This is a genomic window from Kitasatospora sp. NPDC001309 (genome assembly GCF_042896295.1).
GTDB lineage: Bacteria > Actinomycetota > Actinomycetes > Streptomycetales > Streptomycetaceae > Kitasatospora.
In genome coordinates this window covers 24,308-38,230 of record NZ_JBIAXC010000002.1, presented here as the reverse complement: position 1 = coordinate 38,230, position 13,923 = coordinate 24,308, and the positions used below count along the sequence as shown (strand labels likewise).

At 74.3% G+C, this 13,923-nt stretch carries 14 protein-coding genes; 5 read left to right on the top strand and 9 right to left on the bottom strand.

Annotated elements, in window-relative coordinates; translation table 11 throughout:
* The first annotated feature begins 83 nt into the window (after positions 1-83).
* The 3 genes from ACFY2K_RS02445 to ACFY2K_RS02435 are packed head-to-tail and all read left to right on the top strand — an operon-like array spanning position 84 to position 1,050.
* Positions 84-497 carry an ATP-binding protein gene (locus ACFY2K_RS02445; RefSeq protein ID WP_387709264.1) on the top strand — a complete coding sequence of 138 codons (414 nt, stop codon included), beginning with the start codon at positions 84-86 and terminating at the stop codon, positions 495-497.
* Complete coding sequence (locus tag ACFY2K_RS02440) at positions 494-769, top strand: hypothetical protein (protein WP_387709262.1); 276 nt, start codon at positions 494-496, stop codon at positions 767-769. The genes ACFY2K_RS02445 and ACFY2K_RS02440 overlap by 4 nt, the downstream gene beginning before the upstream one ends.
* A gap of 59 nt (positions 770-828) precedes the next feature.
* A complete protein-coding gene (locus tag ACFY2K_RS02435; RefSeq protein ID WP_375894095.1) occupies positions 829-1,050 on the top strand; it encodes a hypothetical protein in 222 nt (73 codons plus the stop codon).
* 241 nt (positions 1,051-1,291) lie between these two features.
* On the opposite strand, the gene ACFY2K_RS02430 is transcribed toward ACFY2K_RS02435, so the two are convergent.
* The 3 genes from ACFY2K_RS02430 to ACFY2K_RS02420 all read right to left on the bottom strand — a co-directional run bounded on the left by ACFY2K_RS02430 (position 1,292) and on the right by ACFY2K_RS02420 (position 4,690).
* On the bottom strand, positions 1,292-2,329 hold the full coding sequence (locus tag ACFY2K_RS02430) for a hypothetical protein (RefSeq protein WP_380525154.1): 1,038 nt from the start codon (positions 2,327-2,329) through the stop codon (positions 1,292-1,294).
* A 181-nt stretch (positions 2,330-2,510) separates the two neighbouring features.
* Positions 2,511-3,455: a hypothetical protein gene (locus tag ACFY2K_RS02425; RefSeq protein WP_387709260.1), complete on the bottom strand. Its 945-nt coding sequence runs from the start codon at positions 3,453-3,455 to the stop codon at positions 2,511-2,513.
* 314 nt (positions 3,456-3,769) lie between these two features.
* Complete coding sequence (locus tag ACFY2K_RS02420; RefSeq protein WP_387709258.1) at positions 3,770-4,690, bottom strand: oxidoreductase; 921 nt, start codon at positions 4,688-4,690, stop codon at positions 3,770-3,772.
* An 82-nt stretch (positions 4,691-4,772) separates the two neighbouring features.
* Here ACFY2K_RS02420 and ACFY2K_RS02415 point away from each other — a divergent pair, with 82 nt between their 5' ends.
* Both ACFY2K_RS02415 and ACFY2K_RS02410 read left to right on the top strand, forming a co-directional pair.
* Positions 4,773-5,429 carry a TetR family transcriptional regulator gene (locus tag ACFY2K_RS02415; protein WP_380525157.1) on the top strand — a complete coding sequence of 219 codons (657 nt, stop codon included), beginning with the start codon at positions 4,773-4,775 and terminating at the stop codon, positions 5,427-5,429.
* 418 nt (positions 5,430-5,847) lie between these two features.
* Positions 5,848-6,009 carry a hypothetical protein gene (locus tag ACFY2K_RS02410; RefSeq protein WP_380591251.1) on the top strand — a complete coding sequence of 54 codons (162 nt, stop codon included), beginning with the start codon at positions 5,848-5,850 and terminating at the stop codon, positions 6,007-6,009.
* 87 nt (positions 6,010-6,096) lie between these two features.
* On the opposite strand, the gene ACFY2K_RS02405 is transcribed toward ACFY2K_RS02410, so the two are convergent.
* The 6 genes from ACFY2K_RS02405 to ACFY2K_RS02380 form a co-directional block, all read right to left on the bottom strand.
* A complete protein-coding gene (locus ACFY2K_RS02405) occupies positions 6,097-7,317 on the bottom strand; it encodes a cytochrome P450 (protein WP_387709255.1) in 1,221 nt (406 codons plus the stop codon).
* A gap of 42 nt (positions 7,318-7,359) precedes the next feature.
* On the bottom strand, positions 7,360-8,136 hold the full coding sequence (locus ACFY2K_RS02400; protein ID WP_380525159.1) for a tRNA-dependent cyclodipeptide synthase: 777 nt from the start codon (positions 8,134-8,136) through the stop codon (positions 7,360-7,362).
* Positions 8,137-8,553: 417 nt separating this feature from the next.
* A complete protein-coding gene (def, locus tag ACFY2K_RS02395; RefSeq protein ID WP_375894116.1) occupies positions 8,554-9,192 on the bottom strand; it encodes a peptide deformylase in 639 nt (212 codons plus the stop codon).
* Positions 9,193-9,244: 52 nt separating this feature from the next.
* On the bottom strand, positions 9,245-10,231 hold the full coding sequence (locus tag ACFY2K_RS02390; protein ID WP_360233351.1) for a hypothetical protein: 987 nt from the start codon (positions 10,229-10,231) through the stop codon (positions 9,245-9,247).
* Positions 10,232-10,597: 366 nt separating this feature from the next.
* A complete protein-coding gene (locus ACFY2K_RS02385; protein WP_380642893.1) occupies positions 10,598-12,037 on the bottom strand; it encodes an HD-GYP domain-containing protein in 1,440 nt (479 codons plus the stop codon).
* A gap of 140 nt (positions 12,038-12,177) precedes the next feature.
* Positions 12,178-13,611, bottom strand: coding sequence for an HD-GYP domain-containing protein (locus tag ACFY2K_RS02380; protein WP_387709252.1), 1,434 nt, complete (start codon positions 13,609-13,611; stop codon positions 12,178-12,180).
* Positions 13,612-13,923 lie beyond the last annotated feature (312 nt).

Genomic DNA, 13,923 nt, shown 5'->3' with positions numbered 1-13,923 from the left:
ACAGTGATCATGGCGGGCTCTCACCGGGCATCCCCATGCCTTCTCCAGCGCTCTCACCTGCACACTCCAGAGGTGGCCCTGCCATGCGCGAACAGACCTGCTGGCTCCCCCGGCACCCCAAGTCCCCCCGCAACGCCCGCCAGGAGCTCCGCTCCTTCCTCCTCCCCCACCCCTCCGCCGAACCCCTGCTCCCCACCGGGGAGTTGCTCCTCAGCGAACTCGTCACCAACGCGGTCACCCACACCCGCACCCCGCGCGACCGCCTGATCTTCGTCCGCCTCCAGCTCCCCTCCCCCACCACGCTCCGCATCGAGGTGCACGACGCGGACAGCGAGAAGCCCTCGCTCCGGCCCGCCTCCCTCACCTCCGACTGCGGCCGGGGCCTGCTCCTCGTCCAGGAGTTGGCCTCCCAGTGGGGCTGCTGCCCGCGCAGGGGCGGCATCGGCAAGTTCATCTGGTGCCACATCACCGCGCCCGCCGCCGAGGCCGCCGCGTGAAGCCGGTCCGAGCCGGGATCGCGGGCATCATGCTGCCGACCGTCTTCCCCAGCCTCGACCACGCGCTCCCCGTCCTCTGGGAGCATGTCCGCCGACACCCCGTCCGGGCCGCCCACCGGGACTTCCTCCGCCTCTGCATCGGCCCGGGCGGCGGCACCGGCGTCGCCCACTCGCTCGCCCGCAGCGGCCGCTGGTCCATCACCCTCTACCTCGGCGACACCATCGACTGGACCGCCCACCCGCTCACCATCACCACCCGCCACCGCCCCTGAACTCCCCGCCCCGGCCCGGCGTACACGCCGGGCCGGGGCGACCGAACCGCTTTCCCGTCATGGAAAACGGCACCGAGAACTACGACCCAAGCATCCTCCGACACACGCAGGCCGCCATCCGCGCGGCCGACTTCGACATCGACCTGGACCTGTGGCGGGCTCCCGACGACGACAGCCTGGTGACCGTCGCCGCTGGCTGCCAGCACGCCCCCGCCAAGGACGGCCCGGTCAAGCCGATGCCGAAGCCCGAACACCCTTGCCACAAGCCGAAGGTGGCCTGAGCGGCGTACGCTGCCGAGCGACCGACAGGAGGCACCACGAATGGAAGAGTGGATCGATCCCCGGTACGCAGAGCTGGTTGCCTGCTACCGCAGGCAACAGGCAACGCCCGAGGGACCCACCTACGGCCCGCCCACCGATGACGTGCCGCTCCGCGGCTTCGTCCTGGAGCCGATGCCTCAGCAGTAGGGACAGCCTGCACAGGAAGTCGGCCCCGCCGACTTCCCGCGCAGCACGTGCGGCCTACTCCTCCCACCACTCCTCCACGCAGAACCGGGCCTCGCTGAGCATGGTGTCCCCGGCCCTGACAGCTCGGACGTACATGTTGGTGCCGTCCGGCCCCTGGTCTCCGGCACAGGTGAGGCGCAGGCCCGCGCCCCGATCCTCGATGTGGCGGATGATGTCCGCGTCGACATCGGCGACCGGCCTGCCGATCAGCGGGATGCCCTCGAACTCGATCTGCGGTCCGGTCAGCCCGTGCACGGTCACGGCGCCCAACACTGGGACGTCTGCCCAGTACCCGTAGTGGGCGGTCACCCCCGTTTCCTCGAAGACGTCCTCGTGCAAGCGCCATTGCCCGGCCTCGGGCGGGACCGAGGGCCAGGACCGGGGATAGGCCCCTTCGCGGGCTGCCGGCGCCGCGCCGCCCAGTGCGGCCGCCACCTGCGACGGGCTCATACCGAACCGGAGCGGACCGACGCTCTCCATCGGCGTCCAACCCCAGCGGGGCCGCTCCCGCCCCGAAGTCGACAGCCACGCCCCGGCTTTCGCCCCCACCTTCCGAACGCCGCGCCATCGGACGACCGGCTCGGACCCGTACGGATCCGTTGCCAGCTCGGGCCCAACCAGCAGGGCGGTGGTGATCGCCCGGTTCCTCCGTTCGTTATGGCCCTCCGCCGCCCGCCCCCACTCCTGGTCCGCCCCCATCGAGACGCCCCATCCGGCCACCTCCGGGTCACCACCACGGTTGACCCCGACCGACCGCCCTTCCTGACGGGCGACTTCGAGGAGGTCCACGCGAGCCTCGGACGGGACGCGGGCGATCAGCTCGACGCCCCGCAGCCGCACCAGCGGACCGGACAGGGCATCGATCGCCACCGCGACCAACCGCGACCCCGGCCCGTAGAACACGGTCACGCCCTCGTCACGGTACTCCTGCCAGGGCGCGCTTCCGCCCCTGTCCCACGCGGGGTCGGGGACCACCTGGTCCAGGGCCGACTCGACTTCCTCACGACTCATCCCGAACCGCAGCGGCCCGACCCCCACCAGCGGGTCGAGCACCCACCGGGCCCGCTCCGCCTCCGCTTTCCGCTTCCACCAGATCACCACGCCACACCCTCGCTGGACCCACCCTCCGACGGCGGAGCCGAGTCCCCCACCAGCGCCGCCCTGCCCCCTGCATAGGAAGTCGGCCGGGCCGACTTCCCGTGCACCACACAACGCCACACCGCACCGCACCGGGTCAGCCGTGGTCGTCCCAGTCCTCCGCATGGAACCGGGCACCGCTCACCACGGTGTCCCCGGCCCTGGTGGCGCGCACGGACATGCCGGAGCCGTCCGGCCCGAGGTCTCCGTCGCAGCCGATGAGCAGCGTCCCGTCATGGCTCTCGACGTACCGGGTGAGGGCCGCATCGACCTCGGAGACCGTCCGGCCGATCAGCGGCAGGCCCTCGAACTCCAGCTGCGGCCCGGTACGGCCGTTCACGGTCACGGCCGCCAGGGTGGGAAACCCCTGCTGGTACCAGTAGTGCGCGGTCACTCCGGCCCGGTCGAACTGGTCCTCCGACAGGATCCACTGCCGGGCCCCGTAGTGCCGCATCGACTGGTAGCCCCACCCCCGCCGGGCGGCCGGCGTCTCACCGCCCAACGCGGCCGCCACCTGCCTCGGCCGCATCCCGAACCGCAGCGGGCCGACCCGCTCCAGCGGCGTCCAGTCCCAGCGGGGCCGGTTCTGGTCGGACGTCACCGGCCAGGAGCCGGAGTTCGTCTCCAGCCTGCGGACGTCGCGCCAGGCGAGCACCGGTTCGGCCCCGTACGGGTCCTCGGCCAGCTCAGGGCCGACGAGCAGGGCACCGGTGAGCATCGCGTCCCGCCGCTCCAGGTACCCGTCGGGCGACGTGCCCCACTCCTGATCGGCGCCCATGGACACGCCCCAGGCCGCGACCTCCGGATCGCCGCTCCAGTTCACCCCGACCGGAACGCCCTCCCGGCCGGCGAGCGCGTGGACCTCAGCCCGGACCTCGGACGGCACCCGGGCGATCAGCTCCACCTCTCGCAGCCGCACCAGTGGTCCGGTGTTCGCGTCGACCGCCACCGCCGCCAGCCGCTCGTCCGGCCCGTAGATCGCGGTCACGCCCGTACCGTGGTGGTACCCCTGCCAGCACACCCGGTCCTGGGTGCTCTGCACCGGGGAAGGGTGTTCCCCAAGGACGTCCCTGACCTCGTCGGGGCTCATCCCGAACCGGAGCGGCCCGACCCCCACCAGCGGATCGAGCACCCACCGGGCCCGCTCCTCCTCCGCTTTCCGCTCCCACCAGCCCACCAGGACACACCCCCGCACGATCGCTCCGCCCGACCCCGGCGAACCTGCCGATGATCTTGCCGGGCACGCTAGACCCACCCTCCGACAGCGGAGCCGAATCCCCCACCAGCGCAGGAAGTCGGCCGGCCCGACTTCCTGCGCGCCGCCCGACTCGCCCCCGCAGGGCGAAAATTGCTCCGTCAGAGCGCGAAGCGGACGTCCGTCAGCCGCTCCGAGAGCTCCCAGAGCCGCCGCGCCGTCTCGGCGTCGGTCGCCCTCGGGGCGAGCCGCACGACCTTCGGGGCGCCGCGCAGCTCCCCCATCCCGCCCGGGCCGATGAACTGCCCGCCGAGGGCGTCCGGGGCGGTGGCGGCGAAGAGTTGGGGCAGCGCGCCCCGGTCCGGGGTCTGGGCGAGCGGGCGCAGGAGGCGGCCGAAGAGCAGCTTCACCGGGCCGACCGAGCCCGCCTGGATGCCGGTGGCCGCGTACCCGGGGTGGGCGAGCAGGCTGCGGACCGGGCTGCCTGCGGCGGTGAGACGCCGGTGGAGCTCCCGGCCGAAGACGGCGTTGGCCAGTTTCGACTGGTTGTAGCGCCCCATCGGCGAGTACCCGCGCTCGCCGATGAGGTCGTCGAAGTGGAACCGCCCCTGCCGGTGGTTGGCCGAACTCACGGTGACCACCCGGGGGTCGGTCCCGCCGGCCAGCAGGTCGAGCAGCAGGCCGGTGAGCGCGAAGTGTCCGAGGTGGTTGGCCGCGAACTGGAGCTCGTGCCCCTGCGCGCTGAGCGTGCGCGGCGGGGCCAGCACACCCGCGTTGTTCACGAGGACGTCCGGGCGGAGGCCGTCGGAGCGCAGCCGCTCGGCGAAGGCGCGGACGGAGTCGAGGTCGGCCAGGTCGAGGCGCCGCACCTCCAGGGACGCCCCCGGGCGCTCGGCGGTGATCTCCGCGGCGACGCGCCGCCCCTTGGCCTCGTCGCGGACGGCGAGGACGACCCGGCCGCCCCGGTGGGCGAGGGCGCGGGCGGTCGCCAGCCCGAGGCCGCTGCTGGCACCCGTGACGACGAAGAGTCGCCCCGTCTGGTCCGGGATCCGGTCGGCGTTCCACGCTTGAGGCTTCGTCATGCGACACACGCTGCCGCTCATGTCACCAAGTGTCAAGTGCGACTCCATGCGCCAGGAACGGCCCCGCGTGTAGCATCACGGGATGACCACCCTCCCCGCCCCGAGCCTGGCCGAGCGCAAGCGCCGGCTCGTCGCCGACGAACTGACCAGGGCCGCACTGGGCCTGTTCGCCGAGCACGGGTTCGACGCGGTCACGGTCGACGAGATCGCCGCCGCCACCGGCATGTCCAAGCGGACGTTCTTCCGCTACTTCGCCTCCAAGGAGGACGTGGTCGTCCGCTTCCTCGCGGAGCTGGGCGACGGCATGCGCGCCGAACTCGCCGCACGGCCCGCCGGGGAGAGCCCCTCCACCGCCCTGCGGCACACCGTCTGGGCCGCCGTCGACGCGTGCGCCGGCCACTCCGAGCAAACCCTGCGCGTGGTCCGGCTGATCCTCGGCACACCCGCGCTGCGCGCCCGCCTCCTGGAGCACCAGTCGCAGTGGCGGGAGGAGCTGGCCGCCGAACTCGCCGACCGGCTGGGAGTGGACGCCGCGGCCGGACTCCGCCCCCGGATGGCCGCGGGAATGGCCCTGACCGCCTTCGACGTCGTGCTCCAGTGCTGGAGCGCGAGCGGCGGAACGGCGGACCCGGCCGCCCTGACCGACCAGGCCTTCACCGCCATCGCCCCGGCCCTCGACGCCACACCCGTCAACGAGGCAGCCCTCGACGCCACATCCGTCCGAGCCGCCCCGCGCTAGCGACCGCGTCGACGGCCACCGCGCGCCGCCCGTCCGACTGAACTCCCGGGCCGCACCGGCATCGAGAAGCCCGAGAACCCGCTCGCCTACGCCGCCGACGGCAACACGATCGGCGCCTTCTACCAGCGCATCGCCAACGTCTTCCCCACGTACGCCCGCCTCCCCGGAGGACCCGTTCCCCAGTGCCCCGGGCGAACTCGCCCACTACTACGCCTTCCAGGAGATCGCCGTCGGCCGGAAGCTCGTCCAGAACCCCACGACGAAGACGTGGGAGTTCGCCGGCGCCGACGTCCCGCTGCCGGACACCTTCCCGGTCGCCCGGGTCCCCAAGGGCGGCTGGCCCCGCCAGGGCGACCCCAACTCGCGCGACGGGCCCACCGCCGGGCTGCTGGACGCCTTCAACCAGCACGACAGCGCCATGCTGCACGCCCTCGAACGCGCCTGGGGCGGCGACCCGTCCCAGCTCGGCACCGCGATCGGCCTGATGGGCCAACTGCGCGACACCGCCCAGCAGATCGTCGACGTCGAGCTCCCGGCCGACCCCCGCTTCACCTACGGCCCGGAGTGGCTCCTGGTGTGACCGAACGGCGCAGGGGCCGATACCGACGGGGCCGATACCGACGGGACCGGTACGGACGGGTCCGTACCGGCCCCGAAGGCCCTCGGCTCACCACACCACCGGCAGCCGCTCCGGCAGCCGCTTGATGAACCCCGGCCGCCAGGCCAGCTGGTCGGCGGGAACGGCGAGCCGCAGGCCCGGGAGCCGTTCGACGAGCGCGGTGAGGGCGATCTCGGCGTGGGTGCGGCCGAGCGCCGAGGCCGGGCAGAAGTGCCGGCCCGCGCCGAAGGCGAGGTGCGGGTTGCTCGGCCGGTCGAAGTCGATCCGCTCCGGATCCGGGAAGACCGCCGGGTCGTAGTTGGCGCCCTCGACCAGGACGAGCACGAGTTCGCCCTCCTTCACCAGCACCCCGCCCACCGGGACGTCCGCGAGCGCGAGCCGCGGCAGGGCGTCGCCGATCGACAGGTTCACCCGCAGCAACTCGTCCACCGCGCGCCCGATCAGCGCCGGCTCCCGCCGGAGCCGGTCGGCGAGTTCGGGCCGCTCGCACAGGTAGACGACCGCGTTCAGCAGGAACGCCGAGGTCGACACCGCTCCCGCGCCGAACAGCGACAGCGCGACGGTGGCGAGCAGTTCGTCGCCGACCCGGTCCGCGACGTCCGGGGAACGGCGCAGCGCGGCGAACCGGCCGAGCAGGCCGTCCACCGGTTCCGGATCGGCGTTCAACCGCCCGAGCACGTGGCCGAGGTCCTTGTACCAGTTGGGGACCGCACCGGCGAAGGGCACCGGGCTGGTGAGGAAGGCGAGGTCGACACCGGCCATCAGCCGCCGCCCGTCCTCGGCCGGGATGCCGAGCAGTCGGCAGTGCAGTGCGGCGGAGTAGGGGTCGGCGAAGCCGTCGCGGAGTTCGCCGGGGGCGCCCTGGGCGGTGAGTACGTCGATCAGCCGGTGGGCCTCGGCCTGGAGCCAGCCGTCGAGGGCGCGGTCGGCCCGTGGGGAGAGGGTCCTCATGACGGCGTCGCGCAGTCCGGCGCTGTTGATGCTGCCCATGTTGTCGACCACCTCGGGCGGGATGGTCAGCGCGTACTGGCGGGGGACGCCGGGGTTGGCGGTGTCCTTGAGGCTGAACCGCTCGTCCTCCAGGACCTGCTTGGCCAGCGCGTAGCTGCTGACCAGCCAGGCCGGATCGCCGGTCAGGGTACGGACCCTGGCGATCGGGGTCTCCTCCCTCAGCCGGTTCGCCTCGGCGGGCAGGACGTCGCCCCGGCGGGAGAGCGGGAAGGCGATGTCGGTGGTCGGCGGGTGGTTCACGGTCACGGTCGTGCTCACGGGCGTTGCTCCTCGGGGAAGTTCGGCGGTCCGGACGGTCGACTACGCGGGCACAGCGGCTTCTACGGCCTCGACGACGGAGGACGCGGCAGCCGGCCGGATCACCGCGTACGCCTGGCCCGCCGCGGCGCGCAGACCTTCGTCCCGGCCGAACAGGACGGGCGTGAGCGGGAGTTGCAGGTGGTAGCAGCTGACCGAGGAGCGCACGCCGAGCAGCGCCGGGGTGTCCAGGAAGAACGGCAGTTCGGCGGCGATGTACCGCAGACCGGCAGCGAGTTGGGGTTCGCTGGGGGCGAGGCCCTCGTCCAGCCGGGCGGCCAGGAAGCCGCGGGCCATGCCCTCGGCGGCCGCCCGGAACTCCGGGTCGGTCCGCAGGGCGTCGACGGCCCGCCGGTGCAGCCGCTGGTAGGCGCGGTCGCCGGTGAAGGAGGAGAGGGCGTGCACCCGGACGTCCGGGACGTCCCGGACGTCGCCCCGCGGGCCGGCCTCCTCGACGCCCCGCTCGATCCGGCGGGCGGTGGCCTTGACCTCCTTGCGGGCCCGGCGCTCGGCCTGCTCGGGGGCGTAGCCGAAGGTCTCGAACTGGGTGCCGACGAGCAGGTCGGCGTAGACGATGTCGATCCGCTCGAAGAACTCCCGCCCCCACCGGACGAGTTCGGTGATCCGCCGGGCGCTGAAATAGCTGTTGCCGGAACTGACGCCGATGAGCAGGTGCTCGCCGCGCCGCCAGATCTCCTGGCAGCGGCGGGAATACGGAAGTGCCTCGTACCCGCCCGACGGAATCACCGTCGGGCGCTCGTCCCGGAGGGCGTCGCGCATGCCTTGCCTCCACATCACAGCAGTGGTCACGGACTGGGCGTTCATGGGGATGTGGGGGAATTCGCAGAGGTGCACGGCGGGTGGGGGGAGTTCACCCGGAGTGCCGTGTGCACCTGGTGGGGCTGCGGCGCCCTGAAACTACCGCTGCCGCGCGGGAGCTCCGCAAGTCCCGTACGCGGGTTGGCGAAATGTGATCACCGAGCGGCCGGAATCCATGTGAACCGCCACCCGGGAAACGTGTTCACGAAGATTTCCCCGACGACTGCCGAATACCGCCCGGACGGCTCCTCGGGCCAGTGTGAAATCCTCCAACATCCCTCGGGAAAAGGGAATGCGTTTCGGAAGATACGCCCCCCGGAAACGCCGAAGGCCGGTGCGGGAGATCCGCACCGGCCTTCGCCGACTACCGCTCAGCCGTTACTCGTTCGGCACCGTCGCGTACTTCGCGGTGCCCTCGGCCATCTGCTTGAGGGCGTCCTTGCGGTCCCGCTTCGACAGCTTGTCGATGTAGAGGGTGCCGTACAGGTGGTCGGTCTCGTGCAGCAGGCAGCGGGCGAAGAAGCCGGTGCCCTCGACGCGGATCGGGGTGCCGTCCTTGTCGACGCCGGTCACGGCCGCGTAGTCCGGGCGCGGCAGCTCGGCGTAGGCGGTCGGGACGGAGAGGCAGCCCTCGTTGCTGTCGTCGAGCACGCGGCGCCGGTCGGCCGGGTACTCCTCCAGCTTCGGGTTGATCACGTGGCCGATGTGGCGCACGCCGTCGTCGTCCGGGCAGTCGTAGACGAAGACCTTGAGGTCGACGCCGATCTGGTTGGCGGCCAGGCCGACGCCCTCGGCGGCGTACATCGACTGGAACATGTCGTCGATCAGCGCGGAGAGTTCGGCGTCGAACGCGGTGACGTCCTTGACCTCGCGGTGCAGCACGGGATTGCCGACCACGGTGATCGGGCGCGCGGTGCCCTTGGTGAGGTCGGGCTCCTCACCGATCACCTTCGCGGGGGCCTCGGGCGCCGCCCCCTCCACGTCGTGCTCGTGCTGGTGGTCGTGCTGCTCCGCCATTGTCTTCCGCTCCCATAGGTCTACGCGTACCTCACCAGGGTACTCAGCGGGATCAGCAGACCTCTTCGAGATCCCGGTAGGCCCTGGTCGAGGGGGCGGCCGCGACCCAGCGGTCGAGCAGGGAGCGGACCAGGTGGGCCGGGGCGGCGAGCCCGCACTCGCGCTCGACCAGCCAGGACATCCCGGCCGCGCCGCCCTGGCTGAGGTGGCTGAGGTGCCCGGGGTGGGCGGCGTCGCCGTCGTCGTGGGGGTCGTGGTGGGCGACGATCCCGTCGTCGGCGGCCATCCGGCTCTCCGAGCAGGCGCGGCACAGCAGCCGCACCGAGGAGGTCCAGTCCTCGGCGGCGTAGCCGGCGTCGGCGACCAGCCGTTCCAGCGCGTCCCGGTCGCCGGCGGTGGCGGCCTGCAGCAGCACCACGTAGGTCGGCACCGGGGAGGGCGCCCACAGCTCGATCTCGTCGAAGACGGGGTAGGCGACGCCGTCGGTGACCCGTTCGCCGTGCGGGGCGCCGTCGTGCAGCACGACCTCGCCCCAGCGGCGGCCGGAGGAGGGCAGCGGGATGGACAGCACCTCGATCCGGGCGGGGTCGAGGCGCCGGCCCCACACCACCTCGGACTCGCCGTCGGGGGACAGCCGCACCGGGGTGGTGCCCAGCTCCAGGCTGACCGGGCCGTCCCCGCCGGGGCCGCCGGGCAGCTTGAGCCCGTAGGCCTGCCAGGCGCGGCGGGCGAGCGGCCAGTCCTGGAGGGCGGTGGCGGTGATGCCGAGGTTCCACCAGTCGGGGGCGCCCTGCTCGCGGTCGAGCAGGGCGACGGCGCGCAGGCCGGCCGAGCGGGCCTGCTCCCAGTCGCGGCGGAACTTGTGCAGCAGGGCGAGGTTGAACCAGGAGTCGGACAGCCAGGGCTCCAGGTCGGCGGCCATCACCAGCAGGGCGCCGGCGTCCTCGTAGCGGCCGTCGCCGATCAGCGTGAAGGCCCGGTCGGTCGTCTGCCGCCAGGTGGCGGACGGCCGGTGCCGTGCCCGGTGGAAGATCCTCACGTTCGTCCCTGCCGTCGTCGTCCGCTCAAGTCCCTTGCCGCCGGGCCCGTCCCGTCCTCGACGGGGCCCGGGTCCCGGTGCTCCGGGTCGGTGTTCCACGCTACGACCGCATCCAACCACGCCCGCCCCCGCCCGCGCTCCCCACCGCCGAGGTTGGGGCCGCCCCTCCCCAGCCTGCCCGTCGGAGCGCACCTCCTCAACCCCGGACGGGCGCCGCCCGGCCGCGCCCCGACCGCACCGCCGCGCCCCGGCGGGCGGGCGGGCCCCCGGGCGGGCGCCACCACACCCCTCGCGAGGACGGCGCTCTCGGCGGCCGACCCTCAGCCCCGACCCTGCCCACCGACCCCCGCCCCCGGCAGCCGGCCCTCAGCCCCGCCCCTGCCCGCCGACCCGGGCGAGGGCGTCCACCACCCGGGCGTCGTAGACCCGCCCGCGCCCCAGCCGCAGCACCTCCAGCGCCTCCAGCCGCCCCACCGCCTCGCCCAGGCCCCGCCCCCGGGCGGCGGTGAGCAGGTCGTCGTGGGCGTTGGCGACGCGGATGATCCGGGCGGCGAGCGGCACCGGGCCCTCACCGCCCACCGGCCCGGGGCAGGGGTCGGCCAGTCGGGCGACCTGCTCGGCGACCTGCCGGGGCACCCCGGTGCGGCTGATCACCTCGCTGCCGAGCCGGGCGATGCGCTGCTGCTCGACGGCGGGCAGCAGCGCGGTGGCGCCGTCCGGCACCGGTTCGACCAGGGAGAGTTGCCCGACGTCGTGCATCAGCGCCGCGTACTCCAGCAGGGCGAGCTCACGGGTGCCCAGCCCCAGCTCGCGGCCGAGCGCGCACGCCGTGTCCGCGACCCGGCGCGCGTGCCCGTGCGGGGTGTACCCGGCGACCTCGGTGGCCCGGGCCAGGCTGGCGATGGTCTGCCCGGTGGTGGCCCGCACCGCGGCGGCCCGCCGGAAGGAGACCTGGGCGAGCAGCAGCGGGGTGCAGAACAGCGGCAGCGCCCACAGCCCGACCTCGCCGGCCGCGAGGCTGACCAGCATCCCGGTGGCGACGATCGCCGAGCCGATCCCGAACAGCGAGCGCAGTTCGTCCTCCAGCGCGGCCGGGAAGCGCGGCCCGCCGGCCCCGGGCCCGTCCTCGGGCTCCCGCCCGCGGGCCGCCGCCGGGGCGCACGCCCCGTCGCGCCGTGGCCGGTCGCCGACGGCTCCCTGGGCGGCGCCGGGCAGGTGCCCCCGGCTGCGCCCGGCCCGCCCTCCGGTCGAACGGCGGGCGGGCGAGGACGGGCCCGAGGAGCGCAGCAGCGCCGCGAGCGTCGCGTCGCAGAGCGCGGCCAGCGCGGCGACGGCGGTCAGGAAGGCCCCGTAGGCGGGCCCCTCGGGCGAGAAGCGGTCGACCAGGCCGCCGTTGTAGAGCGGCTGGAACACGGCAGCGGCGAAGCCGACCGCGAGCAGCCGGCGGGCCGCGCTGTCCCGCCGGGCCGGGTCCGCCCAGGGCGGCCGCCGGTGCGGGCGCCCCGGCCGGTGCGGCAGGGCGAGCCCGGGCAGCCAGCCCAGCAGCAGGCCGACCCCGGTCACCGCGACGACCTGGAGGGTGCCGTGCGCGGTCGGCACCCCGCGCAGCGGCCCGAGCAGGGCGTACGCCAGCGCGCCGGCCGCGCCGATGGGCGCCTGCTCACGGTCACCCGGAAGGGTGATCCGGACGCATTCGCCGAGCGCGATCAGCGCGGTGAACGCCAGCGCGACCCTCGGCTCGGCGATCCCCCGCACCGCCACCGCGCCGAACGCCGGCACCACCAAGACGGCGGCGGCCGCGTGCACACCCCGCGCGGTGCGCCCACGCCCACGCCCCGAACCGGCCCCGTGCCCGCTCCTGTGCCCCGAACCGGCCCCGACCCCGTGCCCCGAACCGCCCCCGCCCTCGGCCCGGCCCCCGCCCCCGCCCCCGGCCGCGCGCCCGGTCACGGCTGCCCGGCCGCGGGGCGGACCCCGCCCTGGGCGGGCACCCGTCCGGGCGCGGCCCGCACCGGCTCGGGCACCCCGAGCGGGATGTCCGGGACGGCCCGTACGCAGTCCTCGGAGTGCACCACCGGCTGCCAGTCGTGCACGGCCAGCGCGTCGATCAGCGCCCGCACCATCACCGGGTCGAACTGGCTGCCGGAGCAGCGCTCCAGTTCGGTCACCGCCTCGGCGACGGGGCGGCCGCGCCGGTAGGAGCGGGTGGAGGTCATCGAGTCGAAGGCGTCGGCGACGGAGATGATCCGGGCGAACTCGGGGATCTGCTCGCCGGCCAGTCCGCTCGGGTAGCCGCGCCCGTCCATCCGCTCGTGGTGGTGCAGGATCCCGGCGTGCGCCTCACCGAGGAAGTCGATCCCGCGCACCAGCTCGTACCCGTACACCGGGTGGACCTCCACGGCGCGGCGTTCGTCCTCGTCGAGGGGACCGTTTCTGCGCAGCAGCTCGGTGGCCACGCCGAGCTTGCCGACGTCGTGCAGGATCCCGGCGAAGCGCAGGGTGCGCAGCCGCTCGGGCTCCATGCCGAGCTGATCGGCGATCAGCACCGAGGCGCGGCCGACCCGTTCGCTGTGCCCCCGGGTGTAGGCGTCCTTGATCTCCACCGCCTGCACCAGCGACTGCACGGTGGCCTGGTGGGCGTCCCGTTCGCGCTGGCCCTGGGCGAAGACCCAGGCCGAGATGGACAGCGGCAGCAGGGCCAGCAGGGCGGCGAACGCCCCGTACGGGCCCTGCCAGAGCACCGCGACCATCAGTCCGCCGGCCGCGTGCACCAGCACCGGCAGCCCGCACACCGCGCAGGCCCCGCGGAGCACCTCGGTGACCGGCCGGCTCTCGCTGAGCACCACCATCACCCCCACCACCAGCCCGTTGACCAGGCAGAACGCGCCGACGGCGGCGAAGCCGGGCAGCAGTGCGGCGGGGAAGCGGGAGCCGAGCAGCAGCTGCGGGCCGTGCAGCAGGTGGAAGGCGACCGAGGAGGCGAAGGCGCACAGCGCGAGCTGCGAGCCGTTGAACAGCTGGCGGCCTCGGCAGCCGGGGCCGGTGGGGCCGCCGAGCAGGGCGGCGGGGGCGGCGACCAGGGCGGCCGCGGCCGGCGGGAGCATCAGCACCCCGGCGAACAGCACCGGGAAGAAGGCGTTCGCCCCGGGGCGGGCGGGGACCCGTCCGGCGGGCGCGGGGCGGCGCAGCAGCCGGCGCAGCAGGATCGAGCAGGGGGTGGGCAGGCCCTGGGCGAGCGACTCCCAGCAGCCGTGCAGGAAGCCGAGCAGTCCGATCTTGGGCCAGTCCGCCGGGTGTCCGAGCCAGCGCGGCACCCCGGGCGTGACGGTCTCGGGCAGCAGCGGCAGCAGGCAGCACAGGGCCGCCACCGGGACGGCCACCAGGTAGCGCGCAGCCCCCCGCGGCAGGGTCGCGCCTCCACTGTCGGTAGCGATCTCGGCCTCCCCGCGTCCGGGCCCTGTTGCCTCAGCGCGCCGGGCTGACCGGCGGTGAGCGTCCGTCAGGAGGATAGGCCGCCGTCCGGGCGTGGGGACGCATGATCGCGCAATGGCGCAGTTGGCGCACCGCCAACTCACTCGAACGAGTGAGGGCGCATGCGAGCAGAACGGGAGCGGCCCCGGGAGCGCATGCTCCCGGGGCCGCTGAACTCCCTGCCCGAACCGCTCGGCACCGCCCTCGCCGGCGGGCCGTAC